Consider the following 23,609-nt stretch of genomic DNA (forward strand, 5'->3'; position numbering starts at 1 on the left):
GTATGGAAGCCATAGTGGACATCGAACGGTATGCGGACCAGGGACGGTGCGTCGCGCACATCGACGGGCGCGTCGTCTTCGTCCGGTTCGCGTTGCCGGGGGAGCGCGTCAGGATTGCGCTTGACGAACCGACGGACAGGAACGACCGCTTCTGGACGGGCGAGGTCATCGAGGTCCTCGAAGCGAGCCCCGACCGTGTCGAGCCGAGCTGGCCGCTTGCTGGTCCGCTCGCGATGGGTGGCGGCGTCGGCGGCGCCGACCTCATCCATGTCTCGCTCGAAGGCCAGGAACGCTGGAAGGAAGCGGCCATCAAGGACGTCATGGCGCGGCTTGGACATGTCGACCTCGACGATATCCCCGTCTACGCGATGCCCGGGGACGAGGAAGCGCAGGGCCTCCATTGGCGCACGCGCATCGAGATGATCACCGACGACGAGGGCAGGCCGTCGATGCACCGCCGCGGCAGCCACGACCGGGTACCGATCGACACGATGCCGCTCGCGACACGCGCCGTGCTCGAAGCGGCCGCGATGCACGACGTATGGGAAGGCGGCGCGCTCCCGGCAAACGCGCAGGTGCGCATCGCCGTGCCCGAACCGCGCGTCGACGCCGCGGACATCGCGGATACGGACGCGCTGCGTCGCGCGATCGGCAGGAACCACGCGGTCATCGTCGACGGCAAGGTGCGCCACGGCAGCCGCAACCTCACCGAACGTATCGAAGTCGACGGCCGCGCGTTCACCTACACGGTCGACGCCGGCGGCTTCTGGCAGATGCACCGCGAAGCGCCACAAGTGCTCCCGCAATACGTCATCGACGAGATCCGCGGGGCGCTTGGCGGCCGCACGCCGCGCAACGGCCGCAACCTCGTCATATGGGACCTGTATTCGGGCTCCGGACTCTTCACATTGCCGCTCGCGACGCTCATCGACGACCATGCGAAACTCGTGAGCGTCGAAGGCGCGAAGACGGCCGTCGCGAACGCCCGCAGGAACCTCAAGGCGGCGGGCATCCACACGGTGCAGGCGTTGTGCGGCGACGTCCTGAGGACCCTCAAACACGACATCGATCCACAGCGCGCGCATCCCGACATCGTCGTCCTCGACCCGCCGCGCGCGGGCGCGAAGGCGAACGTATGCGACCTCATCGCGGACTCCGGCGCCCCGATCGTCGTCTACATCGCATGCGACCCCGCGTCGCTCGCACGTGACACGGCGACGCTCACGAAGCGCGGGTATGCGCTCCATTCAATCGCCGCGTTCGACATCTACCCGATGACACATCATGTGGAGACGGTCGCCGTCTTCACGAAATGAGCGAACATGGGCCGGGTGCACACGGTCGGGTAGACTGTCGCGCATGAGCGAAACGACGAATGCGGCGGCGTCCGCACAACCGAAGATGCCGGACGTGGACGAACGGGGACTCACCGACGCGCAAGTGGAGGACCGTGCCGAACGGGGGCAGACGAACGCCGTCGCATCGTCGACGTCGCGTTCGCTCGCAGACATCGTACGAGCGAACGTGTTCACGTTGTTCAACGGCATCATCCTCACGGCGATGGTCATGGTCCTCATCGCCGGATCGTGGAAGGACGCGGTCTTCGGATTCGTCATCATCATCAACACCGGCATCGGCATCGTCACCGAGCTGCGCGCGAAGCACACGCTCGACAAACTGTCGATCCTCGTCGCATCCGACTACCTCGTGCGGCGCGATGGCAAGGATGTCGACGTCCCGCACAACGACATCGTCCTCGGTGACTACATGTGGCTGCGTTCGGGCGAACAAGTGCCCGCGGACGCGACGATCGTGCAAACGTGGGGGCTTGAGCTCGATGAGTCGATGATCACCGGCGAATCGCGCACGGTGCGCAAAAAGGAAGGGGACACCGTCTATTCGGGGTCGACGGCCGTCTCGGGCATCGCGCTCGTGCACGTGACCGCCGTCGGCGCGCACAGCTACGCCGCGACGCTCACCGCGCAGGCGAAGGTGTACAAGAAGAACGTCTCCGACCTCAACAAAGGCATCAACACGATCCTCAAGTTCATGACGTTCCTCGTCGTGCCACTGTGCATCCTGCTCATCCTCACGCAGATGAAGACCGTCGGCGGCTGGTCGGCCGCGATCGCGACGGGCGCATGGAGGCGCGCCGTCGTCTCGTCGGTCGCGGGCGTCGTCGGCATGGTCCCGGAAGGGCTCGTGCTGCTCACATCGCTCAACTTCGCACTTGCGGCGATCAGGCTCGCACGCAAGAACACGCTCGTCCAGGACCTCGATTCCGTCGAGACGCTCGCGCGCGTCGACTGCCTCAACCTCGACAAGACCGGCACGATCACCGACGGCGGCATTGTCTACGACGACTTCATCGCGCTTCCCGGCTGCGCCGACAAGCATGAGGCGATGCAGGCGCTCTACGACCTCGCGAACGAGGAAAGCCCGAACGGCACCGGCCGCGCCGTGCTCGCGGGGCTCGGCGAACAGGGCTTCACCGGCAGCGCGCAACTCGAACGCGTGCCGTTCTCAAGCGCGCGCAAATGGAGCGCCGTCGCGTTCCACGACGCACCGCACGAAGGGCGGGGCGGCGTGTGGTACATGGGCGCGCCGGAAGTGCTGCTCTCCGGCTTCGCGCACAAGTACCCGGACGTGCTCGACCAAGTCAACGACTATGCGAACAACGGCATGCGCGTGCTGCTCATCGCGCATATGGCAGGCGACGTGCCGGCGGATTTCGCGACCAATCCGCGGCTTGAGGCCACGGCGCGTCCGGCCGCGATCGTGCTGTGCTCCGAGCATATCCGTGACGACGCGGAACCGACACTCGCATGGTTCCGCGAGCAGGGCGTGCGCTGCCGCGTCATCTCGGGCGACAATCCGGTCACGGTCGGCGCGATCGCCGGCAAGGTCAAACTCACCGGCGACCGCAAACCGGTCGCGATGGACGCGCGCGCACTGCCTCAGGACGTCGACGAACTCGCGCGCGTGCTCGAGAACGTCGACGTGCTCGGCCGCGTGCTGCCCGAACAGAAGAAACAAATCGTGCAGGCGCTGCACACGCAGAAGCACGTCGTCGCGATGACCGGCGACGGCGTCAACGACGCGCTCGCGATCAAGGAAGCGGACCTCGGCATCGCGATGGGCAACGCGGCGCCCGCGACGAAAGCGGTCGCCGAAGTCGTCCTCGTCGATTCGAAGTTCTCGCATCTGCCGGACGTCGTCGCACGCGGACGGCAGGTCATGGCGAACATGGAACGCGTCGCGAGTCTGTTCCTGACGAAGACCGTCTATTCGGCGCTCATCTCGTTCGGCGTCGTGCTCAGCATGATCCCGTTCCCGTACCTGCCGAGGCACATCAGCTACATCGGCGCGCTCACGATCGGCGCCCCCGCGTTCCTGCTCGCGCTCGCGCCGAACACGCGCCGGTACATCCCCGGGTTCCTGCGCCGCGTCTTCGCGTTCTCGGTGCCGTGCGGCGTCGCGACGGCGCTTTCGGTGCTGCTGTCCGCCTGGTTCGTGCCGAAGCTCATGGGCTGGGACGGCGTCGCGACGGCGCATGACCAGCTGCTGTGGCGTTCGATGTGCGCGACGGTGCTGTTCGTCATGGGCATCTATGTGCTCGCGCGCGTCGCGACACCGCTCAATTCGTGGCGCGGCTGGCTCGTCGCGGCGTTCGCGGCCGCGGGCGTCATCGGCATGTGCATCCCGTTCATCGCGCGCTTCTTCGCGTTCGAACTCCCCGGCGGCAAGGGTCTGCTCACCCTCGGCGCGCAGATCGTCATCGCGACGCTGCTCTTCGCGCTGAGTGTGTGGCTGTTCCCCAAGTTCCTGCCCAAGACGATGCGTTCGGTCATCTCACAATACAAGCGCATCTCGAAGCGCTGAAACATCCACACGGTATCGTGTGAGCCAATCATCAATTCGACAACCATCGGAGGAGACCTTATGTCCATGCGCGACGACCAGCTGGACGTCCTCAGCGTCGGGGAGCAGTCGTACGACTACTACCGCATCGCCGACCTTGAAGGCATCGACTACCTTCCCTACTCGCTCAAGGTGCTCGTCGAGAACCTCGTGCGCAACGAGGACGGCGCCAACATCACCGACGGGCACGTCAAGGCGTTGCTCGATTGGGATCCCGCGGCCGATCCGAGCCACGAGATCCAGTTCACGCCGTCACGCGTCGTCATGCAGGACTTCACCGGTGTGCCGTGTGTCGTCGACCTTGCGACGATGCGCGACGCCGTCAAGGAGCTTGGCGGCGACCCCGAGGTGATCAACCCCCAGGTCCAGTCGGACATGATCATCGACCACTCCGTGCAGATCGACGCGTATGGCGTCGACGACGCCGTGCAGATCAACATGGACATCGAATACGAGCGCAACGGCGAACGCTACCAGTTCCTGCGCTGGGGGCAGCAGGCGTTCGAGAACTTCCGCGTCGTGCCGCCGGGGACCGGCATCATCCACCAGGTCAACATCGAATACCTCGCCCAGGTCGTCATGCGCAAGGCTGCCGCGGACGGCAGGACGCTCGCGTACCTCGACTCGTGCGTCGGCACCGATTCGCACACGACGACCGTCAACGGCCTCGGCGTGCTCGGCTGGGGCGTCGGCGGCATCGAAGCCGAGGCGGCGATGCTCGGCCAGCCGATCTCGATGCTCGTGCCACGCGTCGTCGGCTTCAAGCTCAAAGGGTCGATCCCCGAAGGCGTCACGGCGACCGACGTCGTGCTCACAATCACCGACATGCTGCGCCGGCACGGCGTCGTCGGCAAGTTCGTCGAATTCTACGGCGAGGGCATCGCGTCCGTCCCGCTCGCGAACCGCGCGACGATCGGCAACATGAGCCCGGAGTTCGGTTCGACGTGCGGCATATTCCCGATCGACGACGTCACGCTCGACTACCTGCGCCTGACGGGCCGCCCCGAGGAGCAGGTCGCGCTTGTCGAGGCGTATGCGAAAGCGAACAAGCTGTGGCATGACGTCAACGACCCGGCATACGTCGAGCCGCAGTACTCCGAATACCTCGAACTCGACCTGTCGACGGTCGTCCCGTCGATCGCCGGCCCGAAGCGCCCGCAGGACCGCATCGAACTGACGCATGCGAAGACGACGTTCGAGGAGACGCTGCCCGGCTATGTGACCGAGAAGACGAACGGCAATCCCGTGCACGTCTCGACTGATTTCCGCGGCGACTTCGACATCCAGAACGGCGACGTCGCGATTGCGTCGATCACATCGTGCACGAACACGTCGAACCCGTCCGTCATGATCGCGGCCGGCCTCATCGCGCGCAATGCCGTCGCCAAGGGCCTCAAGCCCAAACCGTGGGTCAAGACCTCGCTCGCGCCGGGCTCGCAGGTCGTCGCCGACTACCTGAAGCAGGCGGGGCTGCAGGACGATCTCGACCGGCTCGGCTACCAGCTCGTCGGCTTCGGCTGCGCGACGTGCATCGGCAATTCCGGCCCGCTGCTGCCGGAGATCTCCGAGGCGATCAACGCGAACGACCTCACGGTGACCGCGGTGCTGTCCGGCAACCGCAATTTCGAAGGCCGCATCAGCCCGGACGTCAAGATGAACTACCTCGCGTCGCCGCCGCTTGTCATCGCCTACGCGCTCGCTGGCACGATGGACTTCGACTTCGAGACGGAGCCGCTTGGCGCCGATCCGGAGGGCAAGCCGGTGTTCCTCAAGGACATCTGGCCGACGAACGAAGAGGTCGAGCAGGTCGTGAACGGCAATGTGAGCCGTGAGATGTTCCTCAACGACTATGCATCCGTGTTCGAAGGCGATACGCGCTGGAAGGGCCTCGATGTCCCCGAAGGCGAGCTGTTCGCCTGGGACCCGGAGTCGACGTACGTGCGCAAGCAGACCTTCTTCGATGGCATGACGGCCACGCCGGCGCCGGTCGAGGACATCCGCGACGCCCGTGTGCTCGCGTTCCTCGGCGACTCGGTCACGACCGACCACATCTCGCCGGCCGGCGCCTTCAAGGCGACGAGCCCCGCGGGCGAGTACCTCATCGAGCATGGCGTCGAGCCGAAGAACTTCAACTCGTACGGTTCGCGCCGTGGCAACCATGAGGTCATGGTGCGCGGCACGTTCGGCAACATCCGCCTGCGCAACATGCTGCTCGCGTCGGTCGGCGAAGAGGTCAAGCCGGGCGGCTACACCTATGACTTCCTCGCGATGAAGCCGACGACGATCTATGAGGCGTCGCGCGACTACATCGCGAACGGCACGCCGCTCGTCGTCATCGGAGGCAAGGAGTACGGCACCGGTTCGTCGCGCGATTGGGCGGCGAAGGGTACCGCGATGCTCGGCGTCAAGGCCGTCATCGTCGAAAGCTTCGAACGCATCCACCGTTCGAACCTCATTGGCATGGGCGTGCTGCCGCTGCAGTTCCCCGAGGGCGAATCCGCCGGATCGCTCGGCCTCGACGGCACCGAGACCTATTCGATCACCGGCATCGACACGCTCAATGATGGCGAGACACCGAAGACCGCGCACGTCGAGGCGACGCACAAGGACGGTTCGAAGACCGAATTCGAAGCGGTCGTGCGCATCGACACGCCGGGTGAGGCCGATTATTACCGCAACGGCGGCATCCTGCAGTATGTGCTGCGCAACCTGATGAGCGAGTGACGCACCGCGCACCAGAGCGCCAACGCAAGAGGGAGGGCCCGTCCACAGTTGTGTGGACGGGCCCTCCCTCTTGGTATGTCTTGTGAGTTGGTATGTCTTGTGAGATTTGAGCTTACTTGCCCTGCTCCTTGGCGGCCTTCGCCGCCTGCTTGCGCTGCTCGTCGGCGACGATCGCACGCACGCGTTCCTCCTGGAGCGCCTCGCGCTGCGCTTGAAGTTTGTCGTCCTTCGTGACGGGCGCCTTCGTCTTGCCCATCTCCTCGTACGCGTCGATGATCGCGGCGCGCACGGCGGCGCGAATCACGTAGTACAGCACCCAGATGCTCAGTGCGGCGATGATGATCGTGAACAGGATCGTATAGATGGTTCCGGCCATGGCGATGCTCCTTAGTCGCTCTTTCCTCATATGATGCCATCGTTGGCAAACACTGACGCCATTATAGGCAGCCGCCCCATGCGCCGCCGTACGCTCGCCGCTCAGCGCAACGACGTAGAATCCTGTCCTATGGACGACACGACGAATGACACCGCGAACACGACTTCCGATACGCGCGAATACGAGCGTATGCGTTCCGGCGCGTTGTACATCGCCGACGACGCATACCTCCACGAACTCGGCGCACGCCGTCGCCGCCTCCAACAAGCGATCAACACGAGCGCCTGGGACGCGTTCGACGAACGCGAACGGCTGTTCCGTGAACTGTTCGCTACGTACGGCGCAGGCTCGCACATCGAACCGCCGTTCCGCTGCGACTACGGGTGCAACATCACAATCGGCCGCGATTTCTACGCGAACACCGACTGCATCATCCTCGACGTCGCGCCGGTCACGATCGGCGACAGCGTGTTCTTCGGCCCGCGCGTCGGCCTGTATACGCCGTACCACCCGATCGATGCGCGGACGCGCAACGCGCAGCTCGAAGGCGGCCTGCCGATCCGCATCGGCAACGACGTGTGGTTCGGCGCGAACGTGACCGTCTGCCCGGGCGTGACGATCGGCGACGACGTCGTCATCGGCGCCGGGGCGGTCGTCACGAAGGACATCCCCGCGCACAGCGTGGCCGTGGGTAACCCGGCCCGCGTCATCCGCGCCATCGACGACGCCGAACGTGATCGGTGGCGTGCGAAAGCCGCGGAATACCGTGCTTGGAAAAGCATGTGACGCGAGTTCGGCACGCACGGGGCATGCTTTGCGTCGCGTGCTATAGAATGTGCACGTGGGCACAAACAACACAGCACTGATCATCGTTGATGTACAACCGACGTTCATGGAGGGCGGCGAACTCGCCGTGGTGGGCGGCAATGCGGTCGCCGAACGCATCCGTGGTTTTGTCGAGCGGAACCGCGGCCGGTACGCGCTCATCGCGACGACGCAGGACTGGCATATCGAACCCGGCAGCCACTGGTCGGACAATCCCGATTTCGTGGACACATGGCCGGTGCACGGCGCAGCCGGCACGCCGAACGCGCTCCTGCACCCGGCGATTGAGTCGCTCCATGTGCCGCACCACATCAAGAAGGGGCAGTACAGTGCCGCATACTCCGGGTTTGAAGGAGTCGAAGACAACGGCAGCGCCATCCCCACGCGCGACGATATGGCCGAGGCGCTCGCCGCGGGCCGCACACTTGATGCGCTGCTCGCCGCCGAGGGCGTGTCGCGCGTGGACATCGTGGGCATCGCGCTGTCGCATTGTGTGCGTGACACCGCGCTCGATGCGGCGGCGCGCGGCTACGAGGTGCGCGTGTACGAAGACCTGAGCGTGCCGGTGAGCGAGGAGTTGGGCAAGGCGGCCGTCGAACAGATGCGGCAGGCTGGGATCACGATCATCGAGGGGGACGAGTATGTCGATTAGTGCGAGCGAAAAGCCGCTGTCCAGGGTATTCACTTCCGACTACCGTTTTGCGATCCCGGCATTCCAACGCTCGTACAGTTGGCATGACGCGCAGATGAAGCAGCTCCTCGAAGACGTCATGGACGCATGCGCCGTGCACGACGGGCCGTATTTCCTGGGTTCGCTCATCCTCGTGCACGACGAGCACGGTTTGCACCAGGTGATCGACGGGCAGCAGCGGCTTGTGTCGCTGTCGATCATCTTCGCGGTGCTGCTCACGCTCGAAGAGGATCCGCAGCTGGGCGCGAGCCTCGCCGGCCTGCTCACCGAAGCAGGTGACAAACTGCGCGGCATCGAGACCGAGCCGCGCCTGAGGCTACGTGAGCAGGATGAGGAGTTCTTCCGCGAATACGTGCAGCACGGCGACCTCGAGGCGTTGTTCGACCTGCGCGACACGGACATCGCGACGCAGGCGCAACGCAACATCCAGATGAACACGAAATGCGCGTACGACATGCTCGCGTCGATGGCCGACGACGAGCGACGGCAGTTCGCGGCGTATCTGGTCAACGACGTCATGTTCGTCATCGTCGCGACGGACGACATTTCGGGCGCCTACCGCATATTCGACGTCATGAATATGCGCGGCATGCCGCTCACACCGTCCGACGTGTTCAAAGCGAAGGTCGTCTCGGGCATTTCGAGCGCCGCGCGCACGGTCTATGCGCGGTACTGGGACGACATCATGGAGCCGATGGGCGATGACAACGCGCGCATCGAACGGTTCTTCGCCGACCTCGACCTCATCTTCACGCGTACGCCCCTATGCGAGTCGCTCATCGCCGATTTCACGGACCATGTGCTCGACGGGTACATCCGCAAAGGGCAGTGCATCGAATTCATCGATGACGTGCTGCGCCCATACGCGATCTGCGACGAGATCCTGCACCGGCCGAGCGAAAGCCTGCTGCCGCGCAAAGTCACCGACCTGCTTTCCGGATTCGACGACTACCCGTACGACGATTGGAAGCCGGTCGCGTTGTGGGCGCTCGTGCATTCGCTCAACAACCTCAACGATCCGGACACCGTCGTGTTCTCACGCAGCGGCCATGCAGGCGCCCACGTGACGGTGCACGACGGCGACCGTCTCGTGCAGGTCCTCGAGATGCTCGACCGCGTGACCGGCATCGATTGCCTCAACGGCAAGTCGGAGCTCGACCGGCGCACGCGCGCCGCGACAATCGTGCGCGACCTGAAGAAGGGACTGCCGCTACAGCGCATCGCCGGGTTCAGTGTCGGCGCCGACGAGCAGCGGATGGCAATGTTGCATTTGCGCGGCGAGCTTGCGATTGACGCCAACATGAGGCGGTTGCTGCTCATCCGCGCGAACGAACAACTCGCCGGTGGGCGCATCACGCGTCCGCGCAGTCTCAACGCCGTGCCGATCATCCCCGAACGGGTGCCGCCGGGCTCGCAGTTCGCCACGTGGCCGGCGGGCGCATGCGACTACTGGGCGCAACGGATCGGCAACTTCGTGCTTACGCAGAAGGCGCCGCGGAATTTCAACGGCGTGGACGACTTCGGCGCACGGCGCGACCTGATGGTGCGCGACGCCAGTTCGCGGCGGTTCCCGTTGACACGCGCGCTGCGCGATCTGGAGATGATCACCCCGCAATATCTGGAGTTGCGGCAGCGGCAGATCATCGACCTCATCGCGCAGGCCTGGCGCATCGATCGCGGTGATGTGGTGATCGCCGAACAGCAGGCCGCGGCCGCGGCGCACACGTCGGGCATCGCGCACCGGTCCAAGCGCACGTCGAAGCGCGTGGCGGTGGCCGAAGTGGTGCGCGCGGGGCTGCTCAAGCCGGGGGACCGGTTCGTGTGGAACCGGCCGCGCAAGCATGAGGCGTGGATTATCACCGTCACTGAAACCGGGTTCCAGGGAGAGGACGGCACCGAATACGCGACGCCGACGGCCGCGGCACGGCAGATCGGCGGGTCGACGGCGAGCCTCAACGTCTGGAAGCGGGAATCCGATGGGCGTGCGTTGAGCGACATCTGGAAGGCGTACCGCGCGATGATGTAGCGCCTGCCAATCCAAGGAGGGCGGCCACCGTGCACGGTGGCCGCCCTCCTTGGATTGGCAGGATTGCGGACAGCGCCTTACGCCTCGGCGAGTTGGGTCGTGCCCGGGGCCGCCAGCTCGGGGCGCGAACGGCGTAGCTTCGAGAACGCGAGCCCAAGGCAGATGAACGCCACGCCGAAGAGCAGCACAATCGCGTTGTTGGCGAGCCACAGCCCCGCATCGATATGGCCATCCATGCCGTTGACCGCGTCGATCGACTGGCAGAACCACCAGCCGGGCAGCAGTTTGCCGATGATGATCATCACATGCGGCATCATGTCGATCGGGAAGGCCATGCCTGAGGTGAACATGACGAGCAGGCCGAACACGTTCGCGATTGCGTTGACGGCGACGGAGTTCGCCGACAGCATGCTGATCATGAAGCCGCTCGCCACGCCGACGAGCGCGTAGAGCACGAGCGAGGCGCCGGAGTAGAGGAGCGTCGGCATGGGTATGCCGTTGATCGGCAGTCCGGCGAGCGCGGGCAGCGCCATGGATATGCCCCAATACAGCAGGCTGACGATTGCGCCGAAGAGTGCGCATGCGGCGAATTCCTGCATGACCATGGCACCGGTGTGCTGTGGCGAGGCATACAGCCTGCGGCGCACATTCACCGCGGAGAACGCGTTCATCGCGAGCGCCGTGCACACGAGCATCGCCGCGAGCAGCGGATAGACACCCATTTTGACGGTCATCACATAGGCGGTGCGCGCCGACTCCTGCTTGTCGCTCGCGGCGCCTGGATCGTCGGCCACGCTGATCTGTGGGTAGGCGCTCGCGTCGTCGGCGAGCGTGTCGATGACAGCGTCAGCCGCCGTGTTGAGCGCCGTGGGCGTCACAACCGCCCCTGTCTGCGTCTGCTGCGAGAGTGCTTCGATGCGCGTCAGGCGCAGGAAGTCGTCCACCTGGAGTTTCGCGAGCGAGCCGTAGGCGCCGGTGAAGCTGACGACCACGTCGAGTTTCGGCTCGTCGCCGTTGGTCGCGAGCGCATCGGCGAGGCGCTGCGTGTAGCCATCGGGGACGATCACGATCAGGTCCGCGTAGTTCGAGGCGGCGGCCGTCTGCAGGTCCTCGCCCGTCGTGCCGACGTCGACGAGATTGCAGTCTTTCGCGAGGAACTCGCGCATCGCACCGACCAGTTCGCCGCCGTGCGGGTCGCGGTTGACGACGGCCACGTCCGCTTTGGCGGATTCGTAGTGGACCGAGCTGTCGGATGCGGAGAGGTCGGTGATCAGTGTCCAACTCAGGCCGAACATCATCAGGCACAACCACACCACATAGATGAGGATCATGAGTTTCTGGGCCAGCAGGACCTTCAGCGTCGTCTTAAAGGTGTGCATAGCGTTGCCTCCTGAGGAACACGGTCGCCAATGCGAGGGCGAGTACGGCCATCGTCAGCAGGATGCCGACGGTGCGGAAGAATGGGGCATATGAGTCGTAGTAGAGGATGTCGTAGAACAGGTTCGTCACCTGCTGCGTGGGGTTGATCGTCGCGACAATCGGCGCGTTGCGCTGGATCCAGTCGCTCAGCGCCATCGCGCCGGAGCCGTACAGACCGCTCAGGAGCGAGAGTGCGCATGAGAGGGCGGTCGTCAGGCCGATTTTCGTGCCGGCGGACAGCCTTGGCAATGAGCCGAGCAGTGTGCCGAGTGCGTTCGCCGCAAACGAGGCGACGACGATCGCGAGCATGGTGGCCGCCCAACGGCCGCCGAACGATATGCGGCACACGAAGTGGATGTACAGCAGCGCCACGAGCAGCGAGCAGAACGTGCACAGCCAGCTGGCGAGAAACCCGCCCATGAGCTGGCGGAACCTCGAGAGCGGCGCGAGCGAACGGCGCATGCCGAGCGCGGAGAGGTTCGCCTGCGTCGAGCACACGGTCGTCACGGCGAACGTCATCGCCATCAGGGCGGTCATCGCGAGGAGCGCATAGTAGTACCGTGCGGATTCGTCCGGTTTGAAGTTCGTCAGACGCACCTGACGCGTGAAGTCCGGCGTCTCCTGCATGGCAGCCGCGAATCCGGCGTCGCGCAGCACGGCGGGGTCGGTGTCCGCGATCTGCGCCACGGTGAGCGCCTGCCGGTTGAACATGCCGATCGCGCCGTCGAGGATGCTCAACGAGATTGGCAGTCCGGGGGTGCTCATCGTGTCGTTCACGCTCGAGACGGTCGCGCGGCTGATCGTCATATGCAGCAGGCCGTCGCCGTCCACCGTCAGGAACCCACGCACATCGGTGTCGGTGTTGATCAGGTCGGTCGCCTCGGTGGCGCTGTCCACCGCCGTCACATCGAGTAGGTCGCGCAGGTCGGTGCCGCCCGAATCCACGTTCATCGCGGCGGGTGCCGTGCCGCATGCCTGCAGGGCGACCGGCGTGCGCTGCATCGCGGCGACTAGTTGCTGCGCGCCTTCGGACTTGCAGTAGTCGCCATTCGCCACCACGGCGAACCGCATCGTCGTGATCTCATAGGTCGCGCCGAGGTTGCCGAACATGCCCAGGAACATCGTCGAGAGCAGGATCGGAAAGCAGAACAGCCAGAACAGTGACGATTTTTCGCGCAGATTGATGCGCAATGTGGTCAGGAACGTGCTCCACATCGTGGTCTCTCCTTTCGTATGCGCATGCGGTCAGTCGCGCAGGTCGGTGCCAGTCAGGGCAAGGAACACGTCGTTGAGCGTCGGCGTATGCGAGCTCACGTGGCCGACAGGCACATCCGCCTGCCGCAACGCCTGCAGCACGTCGATCAGATTGTGCGCGCCCTGTGCGCACGAGATCGTGAGCGTGTCCTGCTCGAACGCCACGTCGTGCACCGCGGGCAGGGCGCGCAGGGCGGCGATGGTGCGTTCGCGCGCGTTCGCGTCCGCCGCGAGCGTCGGCGCTTCGATGCTGATGCGCTCACCCACGTCGATCATGCGCTTGAGTTCGTCGGCGGTGCCGAGGGCGATCTGCCGGCCGTGGTCGATGATCTGGATGCGGTCGCAGATCTGCTCGACCTCTTCCATGTAGTGGCTCGTGTACACGATGGTGGAGCCCTGCGCGTTGAGCTGCTCGATGCCTTCGAGGATCGCGTTGCGGCTCTGCGGGTCGACGGCCACGGTCGGCTCGTCGAAGAAGATGAGCTCCGGCTTGTGCACGATGCCGCACGCGATGTTCAGTCGGCGCAGCAGGCCGCCGGAGAGTTTGCGCGGGCGGTATGTGCGGTAGTCGTTGAGCCCCACGAACGCGATCGCCTCGTCGACGAGCCCCTTGCGGCGCGCGCGGCCCGCCACGTACAGCGAGCAGAAGTACGAGATGTTCTCCTCGACCGTCAGCTCGTTGAACACGGCTATGTCCTGCGGGATGATGCCGATGCGGCGTTTGAGGTCATAGCTCGTCGGGCCCATCGGCTTGCCGAAGATGCGGATCTCGCCCGAATCATAGGTGAGCAAGCCGAGGATGCAGTTGATCGCGGTCGTCTTGCCCGAGCCGTTCGGTCCGAGCAGGCCGTAGATCTCACCTCGGCGCACCTCCATGCTCAGGTAGTCGAGGGCCAGGTTGTCTCCATAATGCTTGACCAGTTCGGTCACCCGGATGGCCGGGGTGGGCTGCGCAATGCGTTGTGCGGCGCTCGCCGGGGTCGGTGCTGTAGTGTTCATGCCAACCATTGTTCCAAGCGGGCGTGCGCCGACACCGTGCCTGCCATCACCAATTTCGTGAAACAGTGGTGACAAATGTCACGATACGCATTGCGGCAGGCACGGTGTGCCCGATAATGGAACCGGTACCACGCACACGGCACGGAAAGGAGCGCAGCATGGCGGACATCGCAGTCCATGTGCTCATGGCCGTCATCTGCACGCTGCTCGCCCTGCTGGCCGGCTCCGACATCACCGTGGCCACCGTGGTGGGCCTGCTCGTGGCGGTCTGCCTGGCGGCGCTCGCCGCGCTCGTCGAGACGAAGGCATGGCTCGCCTTGAGCATGGCATTCTGCGTGGCGGCGGTCGCCATTCCCACATGGGCCATGTTCCTGCCGCTCGTGGCGTGCGATCTGGCCTATCAACTCGTGTTCTGCGCCACGCCACGCACACGCCATGCCAAATATGCACTCACGGCGGCACCATGTACGGCGGCTTGCGTGGTGACGGGCATGGCGCTGATGCGCATCGGCGGCGTGTGGCCGCACGACGCGCGTGCGCTCGCCTGCATGCTGTTGGTGCCGCTCACCGTGCTGACCGCCGTGGCGGGTTGGCTGCGTGCCGATGGCCTGCGCTCGCAGATGCGCTACCGTGCGCTCGCCGATGCACGGCGTGAACGGCTGCGCCTGTCGCATGCGCGCATCGCCGATGTCGAGGCGCAGCGCACCGCCGACATGCGGCAGGCCCGGCTCAACGAACGCACGCGCATCGCCCGTGAGATCCACGACAACGTGGGCCACGTCCTCACACGCGCGATCATGATGACGCAGGCCGACCACGTGGTGGCCATAACGGTGGGCGACGCCGAGCACGCCGCGCAGTTCGGCCAGATCGGCGCCACGCTCGACGAGGCGATGACGCTGATCCGCGCGTCGGTGCACGACCTGAAAGACGAGGGCACCGATTTCCACAGCATGGTCGAAGACGCCGCAATGGTCGACGAGGGTGTTCCGCTGACGGTGCATCTGGCCGACGGCATCGGGTACGCCCCGGCCGCGGTCGCGCGCTGTTTCGCTGCGGTCATCCGCGAGGCGCTCACCAATGCGGTGCGGCATGGCACGGCGAACGAGGCCACGGTGAAGCTCATCGACCTGCCGGGCCTGTGGCAGCTCATCGTGCAGGACAACGGCGGCAAGCCCGCGCGCACGGCAGGTGCTTGGCAGGCGGGCATCGGACTTGCCGACATCGAGGAGCGCGCGCGTGCGCTCGGCGGCAACGCGACGTGCGGGCCATACGGCACCGGATGGCGTGTGTTCGTCTCGGTGCCGAAACCTGCGGACGGTCGGGACGGGCGCGCGGACGGCAGCGGGAGGAAGGTGGCGTGATGATCGCGTATGCATATGACGAAGGAAACCAAACATGGAGCACGCGGATGACGGGAGGAACACAATGATTTCGGTTGCGATAGTCGATGACGATCCAATCGTCTGCTCGTCAATCGGGACGATCCTGACGGCGACGCACACGGCGGCGGTGCTGTGGACGGCGCACGACGGCGCGACGGCCATCCGTGAATACGGGCGGCACGTGCCCGACGTGTTGCTCATCGACGTGCAGATGCCGGACATGGACGGCCTCGACGCGTCCGCGCGGATCCTTGACGCGCATCCGGACGCGAGGATCCTCATCCTGACGACGTTCGCCGATGCCGACTACATCCGGCGCGCCGTGCAGCTGCATACGAAGGGGTACCTCATCAAACAGGACGTCTCGTCGGTCATCCCGGCCGTGCAGGCCGTCATGGCGGGGCAGGTCGTGCTCGGTGCGGAAGTGCTCGGGCAGCTCGCCATGCCCGCGAGCGCGGCGGATGACGGTACCACGGATGGTGTGCCGCTCGCCGAGGACGAACGCTTCGCGCGGCTCACCGAACGTGAACGCGACGTCGCCATGCTCGTCGCGGAAGGCTGCGACAACCGGCAGATCGCGGCGCAGCTGCATCTGAGCGAAGGCACGGTGCGCAACCGGATAAGCGACATCCTCGCGAAGACGAACATCCCCAACCGCACGAAACTCGCCGTCGAATGGCTCAGCTGCCACTGACGGCGTTGGTGGCAGCGGCAGGTCTGCTGCAGTCGGCTGTGTATGTCGGCACCGCCGCACGGTGCAGCCATGTGTGCGCAGCAAATAGTTGTGCGCTGCGTCGCCGCCGCACTCCACGTCCATCTGTGTGCTGCATACGGCTGTCGGTTGCGGCACCGCCGCACGGTGCGTCCGCGCGTTATCTGACGAAGTCGTCTACAGCAACAATGGAGACACTGTCCATATCGGTGTTGCAAATGTTGTCATACTGAAAAATTTGCAGAAACTACGATTTCTGTTTTCAATACTGCATAGGTTATCATTTCGATATGGATACCACGAACGATACGCGGACACAGGCGGACGCCGTGCACACGATGAGCGTCAACGGCACGTCGTATGACGTCGTCCGTCTGCTCGGCAAAGGCAAAGGCGGCTATTCGTACCTCGTGCGGGATGCGGACGGCGCCCATTATGTGCTCAAGCAGATCCACCACGAACCCTGTGCCTACTACCAATTCGGCGACAAGCTCGCATCCGAGCTCAACGATTACCGTACGCTCAAGTCGATCGGCGTCAATGTGCCCGAGATGGTCGACGTGGACGAGGACGCCGAACGCATCCTCAAGCAGTACATCGAAGGTCCCACGATCTACGACCTCGTCGCCGCCGGCGCCGTGCGGCCATGGCATGTCGAGTGGATGCGCGCGACGTGCCGCATGCTGTACGCGGCGCATACGAACATCGACTATTTCCCGACGAATTTCGTCGTGCACGATGACGACATCTTCTATATCGACTACGAGTGCAACGCGTACATGGAGGAGTGGGATTTCGAGCACTGGGGCATCAAGTATTGGAACCGCACGCCGGAGTACCTCGCGTACGTCGCCGAACACACGAACGACGATGGCGGCGACGGCGATACCACACACCATGGGACCGATGACATCAAGGAGACAACATGAACGTCCGAGGGGAGAAGAAAGAGACGATGGAACCGTTCGAGGCATTGTGGCGCGCGTTCGCACAGCTGCCCGAAGTGACGGCGGTCGCGCTCGGCGGATCGCGCGCGGGCGGCGCATACGACGAGACGAGCGACTACGACCTGTACATCTACTGCGACGCGCTGCCGAGCGAAACGAAACGCGCCGCGATCATCGGCGAACACTGCCGGTACGCCGAGATAGGCAACGCGTTCTGGGAACTTGAGGATGACTGCACGCTCAACGACGGCGTCGACATCGACATCCTCTACCGCAGCCTCAACGATTTCGCGCGCGGCATCGCGGCCGTCGTCGACGAGGGAGAGGCGTCGGACGGCTACACGACGTGCATGTGGCACAACCTGCTCGGCTGCCGCATCCTCTTCGACCGCGACGGGCGCCTCGAAGCGCTGCGCGCACGGTACGACGTCGGATATCCGGATGCGCTGCGCGCGAACATCATCGATACGAACATGCGGCTGCTGAGCGGACAGCTGCCGTCATACGACCATCAGATCGCGAAGGCGGCCGCACGTGGCGACCTTGTGAGCGTCAACCACCGCGCGGCCGCGTACCTCGCATCGTATTTCGACGCGTTGTTCGCGCTCAATCGGCTCACGCATCCGGGGGAGAAGCGCATGGCACGCTACGCGCGCGACCATGCCACGCTGCTGCCCGCGCATTTCGACGAGGACCTCGACGCGCTGTTCGCGTCGATGTTCACCGACGTCGACGCGACGGGACGCACGCTCGCACGGATGACCGGCGAACTCAAGCGCCTCGTCGATATGACGGCGTGCGGTGCGCCGCGGTGATCGTTGCCGACGGTCGCATCGTGCGTCGGCGCCGCACAGTGCGTCCATTGGCGACCTGTGCGTGGCAGTCGGTGGCGGCGCTGCCACCTAGTACGTCCATCCGTACGCCGCGGACGGCTGTGCGGTGCGCCGCCGCCGCGGTGTACAACCGTTGGTGTCGGGGACGCAGCCGCCGCCGCTCCATTCGTCGTCGCGGCGGCGTGCCGCTATGCCGTACTGACGCGTCATGCCGCCGTGTAGCGCGTATGCTTGCGGCATAAACGCGCGGAATACCACGGCTTTGCCGGCTGTTGTGGAGATAGTGCGAATCTTCGGCCGCCGCATGGCGTGTTCCCAGCGTATTTCCAGACGGGAGACGGTGGCGACGGTAGAATGGAGCCAATCGAAGGCAAGGCAACCTACAAGGAGAACGAATGACATACGGTCAGCAGCCGGGCGGCCGCCGCCCGAACGGCCAGGAGCCATACGGCATGGCGCCGCAGTATGGCATGTATGGCGCCCCGCAGAACGGCGCGGGGACGATGTACAACGGCGCGGGCGGCGCGTACAATGTGCAGCCGACCTATGTGACCGAACGCGCGGAGCATGTCTCGATGACGCGCGCGTACGGCGAGATGACGATCGCGCTCGTCCTCACCGGCCTCGTGGCGATCGTCACGCAGATGACACACCTCTATGAGCGCTTTATCGAGGCGACGGGCATGCTCGGCGTGTGGCTGCCGATGATCGTCGAGGTCGGCATCGCGATCTACCTCGGCATGCGTGTCATGAACATGAAATCGTCGACGGCACGTGTGTGGTTCTACGTGTACGCGGCGCTCATGGGCTTCTCGTTGAGCGTCATCTTCAGCGCGTACAGCATCACGACGATCGGCTACGCGTTCCTCATCAGCGCCGTGTTCTACCTCGCGCTCACGATGTTCGGCCTGACGACGAAGGCGAACATGCTCAAAGCGGGCCCGGTCCTCGTCATCGGCCTCATCGTGCTCATCGTCACGCAGGTCGTGCTCATGTTCGTCGCCCCGTCGAACACGATGCTCAAGGTCGTCGCCGCGATAGGCATCGTGTTGTTCGCCGGCATGACGATCTACGACGCGCAGTTCACGAAGCGCGTCTTCGCGCAGTACGCGTCGCAGGGCCCCGAGATGATCAAGCGTGTCTCGATCCTGTGCGCGCTCAACCTCTACCTCGATTTCGTCAACATGTTCCTCTACATCCTGCAGCTGTTGGGATTGAGCAGGGACTGACGCCAACCGGCGCACACGTATGCACATACGCATATGGGCGGTGCGTCACGCGTCTCCTCACGGAGCGCGTGACGCACCGCCCATATGCGTATGGATGACGCCGCACGCATGCGCGGGTGCACGTGGCGCCGTCAGCTGATGCGCTGCGGGTGCAGCGACGTCTCCGGCGCCTGCGTGCCTTGCGGTGCGCCGTTGATGTCCCGGTGGATCGACTGCATCTGTGTTTCGACGTTCTGCAGCGAACGCGCGCAATCGAGGAGAGTCTGCGAATGCTCGTTCAGTTTCGCGTCGGGAAGGTCGGTCTTGTACCGCAGCGCATGTTCGAGGCTCGCCCAATAATCCATCGCGATCGTGCGGAACTGTACCTCGACGGGCGTGTAATGCGCGCCCGATGACAGGAACACGGGCACCGCGTAGATGACATGGAGCGAACGGTACCCGTTCTGCTTGGGGTTGAGGATGTAGTCCTTGACGCGAAGCACCTGGATGTCCGATTGTGCGGACAGGTAGTTCGCGACCGAATACACATCGTCGCGGTAGTTGCAGATGACGCGGATGCCGGCGACGTCGAATAGGTTGTCGCGCATCGACTGCACGGTGAGCGGCAGGTTCTTGCGCCGCATTTTCTCGATGATCGAATCGATCGATTTGAGCCGGCGTTCCATATGGTGGATCGGGTCGTGTGAGAAATGCACTTGGAATTCGGAATCGAGGATCTCGAGTTTCGTGCTGATCTCGTACATCGCGCCCTCGTACACCTGCAACTGGTCGATGAACTCGGTCACGGTGTCCACTTCCGACGCCGCGAACGACGCGGTGCCGTCGGGGGAGCCGATCTCGCCGAGTTCGTCGACGATCGCGCTCAGCCGTGCGCGGAGTTCGTTCGTGTTCACACGGTTCTGTCGGTCAAGTATCACAGTCGGCCATTGTAGCGAACGTCCCTGCCGGAACGCTGAAAGACACGTGGGCGCCGCGGCGCGCCACTGTGCCCGCCCTCCGTTAGCATGTGCGGTATGAACGAAGAGATGATGACCGAAGAGGAACGCGCGCTCGCGCCCGCGGACACGCAGGGCGCTCGCGGCAAAGGCGTGTTCAGCGTGCACACGCTTGGCTGCCAGATGAACGTGCACGATTCCGAACGCATCGCAGGCGTGCTTGAATCGGCGGGCTATGTGCGCGCGAGCGAGGAGCAGGAACAGGCGCACGACCTCGACCTCATCGTCATGAACACATGTGCGGTGCGCGAGAACGCCGCCGAACGCATGTACGGGACGATCGGACTGTGGGCGAAGATGAAACGGGAACGTCCCGGCATGCAGATCGCGATCGGTGGTTGCATGGCGCAGCTCGACCGCGACAGGATCGCGGCGCGCACACCGTGGGTCGACGCCGTGTTCGGCACACGGAACATCGAGGACCTGCCCTCGCTCCTCGATCGGGCGAAGGTGACGGGCAAGGCGCAGACGAAGGTCGCCGAACGGCTTGAGACGTTCCCGAGCGACCTGCCTGTGCACCGTGCGTCGAAGACGTCGGCGTGGGTCGCGATATCGGTCGGCTGCAACAATACGTGCACGTTCTGCATCGTGCCGACGACGCGAGGCAGGGAACGCGACAGGCGCCCCGGCGACGTGCTCGACGAGATCCGCGCCGTCGTCGCCGACGGCGCGAAGGAAGTCACGTTGCTCGGGCAGAACGTGAACTCGTATGGATATGGCATCGGCGATCGTTACGCGTTCTCGAAACTGCTGCGCGCATGCGGCGGCATCGAGGGCCTCGAACGTGTGCGGTTCACGTCGCCGCATCCGGCGGCGTTCACCGACGATGTCATCGCCGCGATGGCCGAGACGCCGAACATCATGCACCAGCTGCATTTTCCGCTCCAATCGGGCTCCGACCGCATTCTGCGCGCGATGCGGCGTTCGTACCGTTCGGACAGGTTCCTTGCGATCCTCGGCAAGATCCGCGAGGCGATGCCCGACGCGCAGATCTCGACCGACATCATCGTCGGCTTCCCCGGGGAGACCGAGGAGGACTTCCAGCAGACGCTGCGTGTCGTCGAACAGGCGCGGTTCTCGTCGGCGTTCACGTTCATCTATTCGCCGCGTCCGGGCACGCCGGCGGCCGCGATGGAACAGGTGCCCTATGAGGTCTCTCGTGAGCGCATCGAACGCCTCCTCGTGGTGCAGGAACGCATCACGGCTGAGAACCTCAAGGGGTTCGAGGGGCGTGACGTCGAGGTCATGGTGACCGGGCACGCCGGCAAGAAGGACGGCGAAACGCATCGTGTGACCGGCCGCGAACGCACGGGTGTGCTCGTGCATGTCGGCGTGCCGGACGGCGAGCCGATGCCCGGGGTCGGTGACTTCGTGACGGCGACCGTGACCCACGCGGGTGTGCACAACCTCATCGCCGATCCGGACGTCGCGGCCGGACAGACGTACCGCGTGCGGCATTGACCGGCAGTGAACACCATCACAACATATTTAATATCTCAATATCAAATCTCAATATCAAGGAATCGGTGGATGGACAGCGCACAGGACGGGGAACGGGTGACGGGCGCGGACACGATCGTGGACGGGCCGCTCGTCGCGCCACGCCTCGTGTCAATCGTCGGACCGACGGCGTCGGGCAAGACCGGGCTCGGCATCGCGATCGCGCAGCGGCTCGCCGCGCGCGGCGAACGCGCCGAGATCGTCAACGCGGACGCGTACCAGATGTACAAGGGCATGGACATCGGCACGGCGAAGGCGGACGCGCGCGAGCGCGCCGCCGTGCCGCACCTTCTGCTCGATGTCATCGAACCGGACGAGACGATGTCGGTCGCGCGGTTCCAGCACATGGCGCGTGCATGCATCGCCGACCTGCAGGCGCGGGGCATCCGCCCGATCCTCGTGGGCGGATCGGGATTGTACGCGCGCGCGGCGATCGACGACATCACATTCCCGGGAACCGACCCCGACGTGCGCGCGGAACTCGAACGGCGCGCCGAACGCGAAGGGCCAGGCGTGCTGTTCGAGGAGCTCAAACGCCTTGACCCCGAGGCGGCGACGCGTATGGACCCCCACAACCCACGGCGTACGATACGCGCGCTCGAAGTGATCGCGGTCACCGGCAAACCATATTCGGCGTCGCTGCCGCGGTACCGTTACGTCATCCCGTCGGTCCAACTCGGCCTCGACATGCCGCGCGAGGACCTCGACAGGCGCATCGACATGCGCACGGACGCGATGTTCGACGCAGGATTCGTAGACGAGGTCAGGCGTGTGCGTACGCATCTCGGCGTCACCGCGGCGCGTGCGCTCGGCTACCAGCAGGTCATCGATTACCTTGACGGGCTCGCCGACCTCGACGAGACGCGGTTCCTCGTCGCGCAGAAGACGAAGCGCCTCGCACGCAAGCAGATGGGGTGGTTCGGCCGCGACCCGCGCATCCATTGGCTCCAGGCGCTCAATCCTGAGCTCGTCGACGTCGCGATGCGGATCATCGATGTGGCCGACGAGGGCGGCTATGATGCGATCGACATGCATGCGGACGACTACGTGCAGCACCATCTCGGCGACCTCGCGTGACCGACGCGGCCCCGCGGTAGAATCAAGGACTGTTATGGCACGATCGACATCCTCGAATGCAAGCAAACAACCGCGCAAGGCGAGCTCGGGAGGCCCGTCCGGCGGTACGTCCGCGAAGCGCGCGCAGCCGGCGACGGCGGACGAGCCCGGTTGGAAGAAGGCGCTCCTCGCGATACCACGTGCGTTCGGCGCGGCCGTACGCAAGGTGAGCGTCGGCGACTACGACCCGGCGTACCGGCGCGACGGGTTGTGCTTCGTGCTCATCGTGTTCGCCGTGTTCTTCATCGGATCCGAATGGTTCCGTGTGGATGGTCCGCTCGGCCGTGGCCTGCATGCGTTCGCGTCCGGGCTGTTCGGCGTCATGAGCGTCGTCGTGCCGGTCCTGCTTGTGCTCGTGTCGATCCGCCTCATCCGCAATTCGGGGAAGGGCTCGGGTAACACGAGCGTCCTCGTCGGTTGGGCGATGCTGCTGTGGTCGGTGTGCTCGATCATCGATGTCGTCATCGCCGCCGACACGAAGGAGTTCTCCTGGGCGAACCTGCAACGTGCGGGCGGCCTGTTTGGCTTCCTTGTCGGCTCTCCGCTCGCATGGGGGCTTTCGCAGTCTTTCGCGATCATCGTGTTCGTTGTCTCCGCATTGTTCTCGATTCTGCTCATCACCCGCACACATGTCACCGACGTGCCGGACAAGGTGCG

18 protein-coding genes and 1 pseudogene are annotated in these 23,609 nt (G+C 64.8%); 14 read left to right on the plus strand and 5 right to left on the minus strand.

The genetic code is table 11. The annotated features are described in order from the left end of the window. Window positions 1-2: 2 nt before the first annotated feature. Genes B1526_RS07885 through acnA form a run of 3 tightly spaced genes read left to right on the plus strand, consistent with a single transcriptional unit; the run spans window position 3 to window position 6,645 of the window. Entirely contained in the window at window positions 3-1,316 is a 1,314-nt protein-coding gene (locus B1526_RS07885; RefSeq protein WP_095615503.1) for a class I SAM-dependent RNA methyltransferase, read from the plus strand. A gap of 43 nt (window positions 1,317-1,359) precedes the next feature. Continuing rightward, the gene (locus tag B1526_RS07890; RefSeq protein WP_095615504.1) at window positions 1,360-3,882 is read left to right on the plus strand and encodes an HAD-IC family P-type ATPase; all 2,523 of its coding nucleotides are present in this window, start codon (window positions 1,360-1,362) and stop codon (window positions 3,880-3,882) included. Window positions 3,883-3,942: 60 nt separating this feature from the next. Next, complete coding sequence (acnA, locus tag B1526_RS07895; protein WP_095615505.1) at window positions 3,943-6,645, plus strand: aconitate hydratase AcnA; 2,703 nt, start codon at window positions 3,943-3,945, stop codon at window positions 6,643-6,645. Between the two features lie 112 nt (window positions 6,646-6,757). Here acnA and B1526_RS07900 read toward each other — a convergent pair whose 3' ends face one another. Beyond that, window positions 6,758-7,021 carry a hypothetical protein gene (locus B1526_RS07900; RefSeq protein ID WP_095615506.1) on the minus strand — a complete coding sequence of 88 codons (264 nt, stop codon included), beginning with the start codon at window positions 7,019-7,021 and terminating at the stop codon, window positions 6,758-6,760. A 129-nt stretch (window positions 7,022-7,150) separates the two neighbouring features. Between B1526_RS07900 and B1526_RS07905 the strand changes: the two genes are divergently transcribed. The 3 genes from B1526_RS07905 (at window position 7,151) to B1526_RS07915 (ending at window position 10,563) form a co-directional block, all read left to right on the plus strand. Next, window positions 7,151-7,807, plus strand: coding sequence for a sugar O-acetyltransferase (locus B1526_RS07905; protein WP_095615507.1), 657 nt, complete (start codon window positions 7,151-7,153; stop codon window positions 7,805-7,807). Between the two features lie 106 nt (window positions 7,808-7,913). Further along, window positions 7,914-8,498 carry an isochorismatase family protein gene (locus tag B1526_RS07910; RefSeq protein ID WP_095615593.1) on the plus strand — a complete coding sequence of 195 codons (585 nt, stop codon included), beginning with the start codon at window positions 7,914-7,916 and terminating at the stop codon, window positions 8,496-8,498. Further along, window positions 8,488-10,563 carry a GmrSD restriction endonuclease domain-containing protein gene (locus B1526_RS07915; RefSeq protein ID WP_095615508.1) on the plus strand — a complete coding sequence of 692 codons (2,076 nt, stop codon included), beginning with the start codon at window positions 8,488-8,490 and terminating at the stop codon, window positions 10,561-10,563. The genes B1526_RS07910 and B1526_RS07915 overlap by 11 nt, the downstream gene beginning before the upstream one ends. A gap of 77 nt (window positions 10,564-10,640) precedes the next feature. On the opposite strand, the gene B1526_RS07920 is transcribed toward B1526_RS07915, so the two are convergent. Genes B1526_RS07920 through B1526_RS07930 form a run of 3 tightly spaced genes read right to left on the minus strand, consistent with a single transcriptional unit; the run spans window position 10,641 to window position 14,235 of the window. Beyond that, on the minus strand, window positions 10,641-11,942 hold the full coding sequence (locus B1526_RS07920; protein ID WP_235607109.1) for an ABC transporter permease: 1,302 nt from the start codon (window positions 11,940-11,942) through the stop codon (window positions 10,641-10,643). Continuing rightward, a complete protein-coding gene (locus tag B1526_RS07925) occupies window positions 11,929-13,197 on the minus strand; it encodes an ABC transporter permease (RefSeq protein WP_095615509.1) in 1,269 nt (422 codons plus the stop codon). The genes B1526_RS07920 and B1526_RS07925 overlap by 14 nt, the downstream gene beginning before the upstream one ends. Before the next feature lie 30 nt (window positions 13,198-13,227). Continuing rightward, window positions 13,228-14,235: an ABC transporter ATP-binding protein gene (locus tag B1526_RS07930; RefSeq protein WP_095615595.1), complete on the minus strand. Its 1,008-nt coding sequence runs from the start codon at window positions 14,233-14,235 to the stop codon at window positions 13,228-13,230. A 158-nt stretch (window positions 14,236-14,393) separates the two neighbouring features. On the opposite strand from B1526_RS07930, the gene B1526_RS07935 reads away from it, so the two are divergent. The 5 genes from B1526_RS07935 (at window position 14,394) to B1526_RS07955 (ending at window position 19,341) form a co-directional block, all read left to right on the plus strand. Further along, window positions 14,394-15,599 carry a sensor histidine kinase gene (locus tag B1526_RS07935; protein ID WP_095615510.1) on the plus strand — a complete coding sequence of 402 codons (1,206 nt, stop codon included), beginning with the start codon at window positions 14,394-14,396 and terminating at the stop codon, window positions 15,597-15,599. 67 nt (window positions 15,600-15,666) lie between these two features. Further along, window positions 15,667-16,314: a response regulator transcription factor gene (locus tag B1526_RS07940; RefSeq protein ID WP_095615596.1), complete on the plus strand. Its 648-nt coding sequence runs from the start codon at window positions 15,667-15,669 to the stop codon at window positions 16,312-16,314. A 308-nt stretch (window positions 16,315-16,622) separates the two neighbouring features. Continuing rightward, the gene (locus B1526_RS07945) at window positions 16,623-17,261 is read left to right on the plus strand and encodes a BUD32 family EKC/KEOPS complex subunit (RefSeq protein WP_201260146.1); all 639 of its coding nucleotides are present in this window, start codon (window positions 16,623-16,625) and stop codon (window positions 17,259-17,261) included. Next, window positions 17,258-18,094, plus strand: coding sequence for a nucleotidyltransferase domain-containing protein (locus tag B1526_RS07950; protein ID WP_201260147.1), 837 nt, complete (start codon window positions 17,258-17,260; stop codon window positions 18,092-18,094). Before B1526_RS07945 ends, B1526_RS07950 begins: the two co-directional genes overlap by 4 nt. 413 nt (window positions 18,095-18,507) lie before the next feature. Next, window positions 18,508-19,341 carry a Bax inhibitor-1/YccA family protein gene (locus B1526_RS07955; protein ID WP_095615511.1) on the plus strand — a complete coding sequence of 278 codons (834 nt, stop codon included), beginning with the start codon at window positions 18,508-18,510 and terminating at the stop codon, window positions 19,339-19,341. Window positions 19,342-19,472: 131 nt separating this feature from the next. Here B1526_RS07955 and B1526_RS07960 read toward each other — a convergent pair whose 3' ends face one another. Further along, on the minus strand, window positions 19,473-20,177 hold the full coding sequence (locus tag B1526_RS07960) for a GTP pyrophosphokinase (RefSeq protein WP_407641016.1): 705 nt from the start codon (window positions 20,175-20,177) through the stop codon (window positions 19,473-19,475). Window positions 20,178-20,354: 177 nt separating this feature from the next. Here B1526_RS07960 and miaB point away from each other — a divergent pair, with 177 nt between their 5' ends. The 3 genes and pseudogenes from miaB to B1526_RS09440 form a co-directional block, all read left to right on the plus strand. Beyond that, window positions 20,355-21,797, plus strand: a complete 1,443-nt coding sequence (miaB, locus tag B1526_RS07965; RefSeq protein WP_162287959.1) for a tRNA (N6-isopentenyl adenosine(37)-C2)-methylthiotransferase MiaB — start codon at window positions 20,355-20,357, stop codon at window positions 21,795-21,797. A 69-nt stretch (window positions 21,798-21,866) separates the two neighbouring features. After that, complete coding sequence (gene miaA, locus B1526_RS07970; RefSeq protein ID WP_095615514.1) at window positions 21,867-22,913, plus strand: tRNA (adenosine(37)-N6)-dimethylallyltransferase MiaA; 1,047 nt, start codon at window positions 21,867-21,869, stop codon at window positions 22,911-22,913. A 172-nt stretch (window positions 22,914-23,085) separates the two neighbouring features. Continuing rightward, window positions 23,086-23,602: pseudogene (locus B1526_RS09440) on the plus strand (DNA translocase FtsK 4TM domain-containing protein); the annotation flags it as partial. Window positions 23,603-23,609: the final 7 nt, after the last annotated feature.

It is taken from the genome of Bifidobacterium criceti (genome assembly GCF_002286935.1).
GTDB classification, from domain to species: domain Bacteria; phylum Actinomycetota; class Actinomycetes; order Actinomycetales; family Bifidobacteriaceae; genus Bifidobacterium; species Bifidobacterium criceti.

Excerpts from the sequence above, each read along its gene's own strand:
- B1526_RS07885 (WP_095615503.1), top strand. The coding sequence starts at position 3 with ATGGAAGCCATAGTGGACATCGAACGGTATGCGGACCAGGGACGGTGC.
- B1526_RS07890 (WP_095615504.1), top strand. The coding sequence starts at position 1,360 with ATGAGCGAAACGACGAATGCGGCGGCGTCCGCACAACCGAAGATGCCG.
- acnA (WP_095615505.1), top strand. The coding sequence starts at position 3,943 with ATGTCCATGCGCGACGACCAGCTGGACGTCCTCAGCGTCGGGGAGCAG.
- B1526_RS07900 (WP_095615506.1), bottom strand. The coding sequence starts at position 7,021 with ATGGCCGGAACCATCTATACGATCCTGTTCACGATCATCATCGCCGCA.
- B1526_RS07905 (WP_095615507.1), top strand. The coding sequence starts at position 7,151 with ATGGACGACACGACGAATGACACCGCGAACACGACTTCCGATACGCGC.
- B1526_RS07910 (WP_095615593.1), top strand. The coding sequence starts at position 7,914 with ATGGAGGGCGGCGAACTCGCCGTGGTGGGCGGCAATGCGGTCGCCGAA.
- B1526_RS07915 (WP_095615508.1), top strand. The coding sequence starts at position 8,488 with ATGTCGATTAGTGCGAGCGAAAAGCCGCTGTCCAGGGTATTCACTTCC.
- B1526_RS07920 (WP_235607109.1), bottom strand. The coding sequence starts at position 11,942 with ATGCACACCTTTAAGACGACGCTGAAGGTCCTGCTGGCCCAGAAACTC.
- B1526_RS07925 (WP_095615509.1), bottom strand. The coding sequence starts at position 13,197 with ATGTGGAGCACGTTCCTGACCACATTGCGCATCAATCTGCGCGAAAAA.
- B1526_RS07930 (WP_095615595.1), bottom strand. The coding sequence starts at position 14,235 with ATGAACACTACAGCACCGACCCCGGCGAGCGCCGCACAACGCATTGCG.
- B1526_RS07935 (WP_095615510.1), top strand. The coding sequence starts at position 14,394 with ATGGCGGACATCGCAGTCCATGTGCTCATGGCCGTCATCTGCACGCTG.
- B1526_RS07945 (WP_201260146.1), top strand. The coding sequence starts at position 16,623 with ATGGATACCACGAACGATACGCGGACACAGGCGGACGCCGTGCACACG.
- B1526_RS07950 (WP_201260147.1), top strand. The coding sequence starts at position 17,258 with ATGAACGTCCGAGGGGAGAAGAAAGAGACGATGGAACCGTTCGAGGCA.
- B1526_RS07955 (WP_095615511.1), top strand. The coding sequence starts at position 18,508 with ATGACATACGGTCAGCAGCCGGGCGGCCGCCGCCCGAACGGCCAGGAG.
- miaB (WP_162287959.1), top strand. The coding sequence starts at position 20,355 with ATGAACGAAGAGATGATGACCGAAGAGGAACGCGCGCTCGCGCCCGCG.
- miaA (WP_095615514.1), top strand. The coding sequence starts at position 21,867 with ATGGACAGCGCACAGGACGGGGAACGGGTGACGGGCGCGGACACGATC.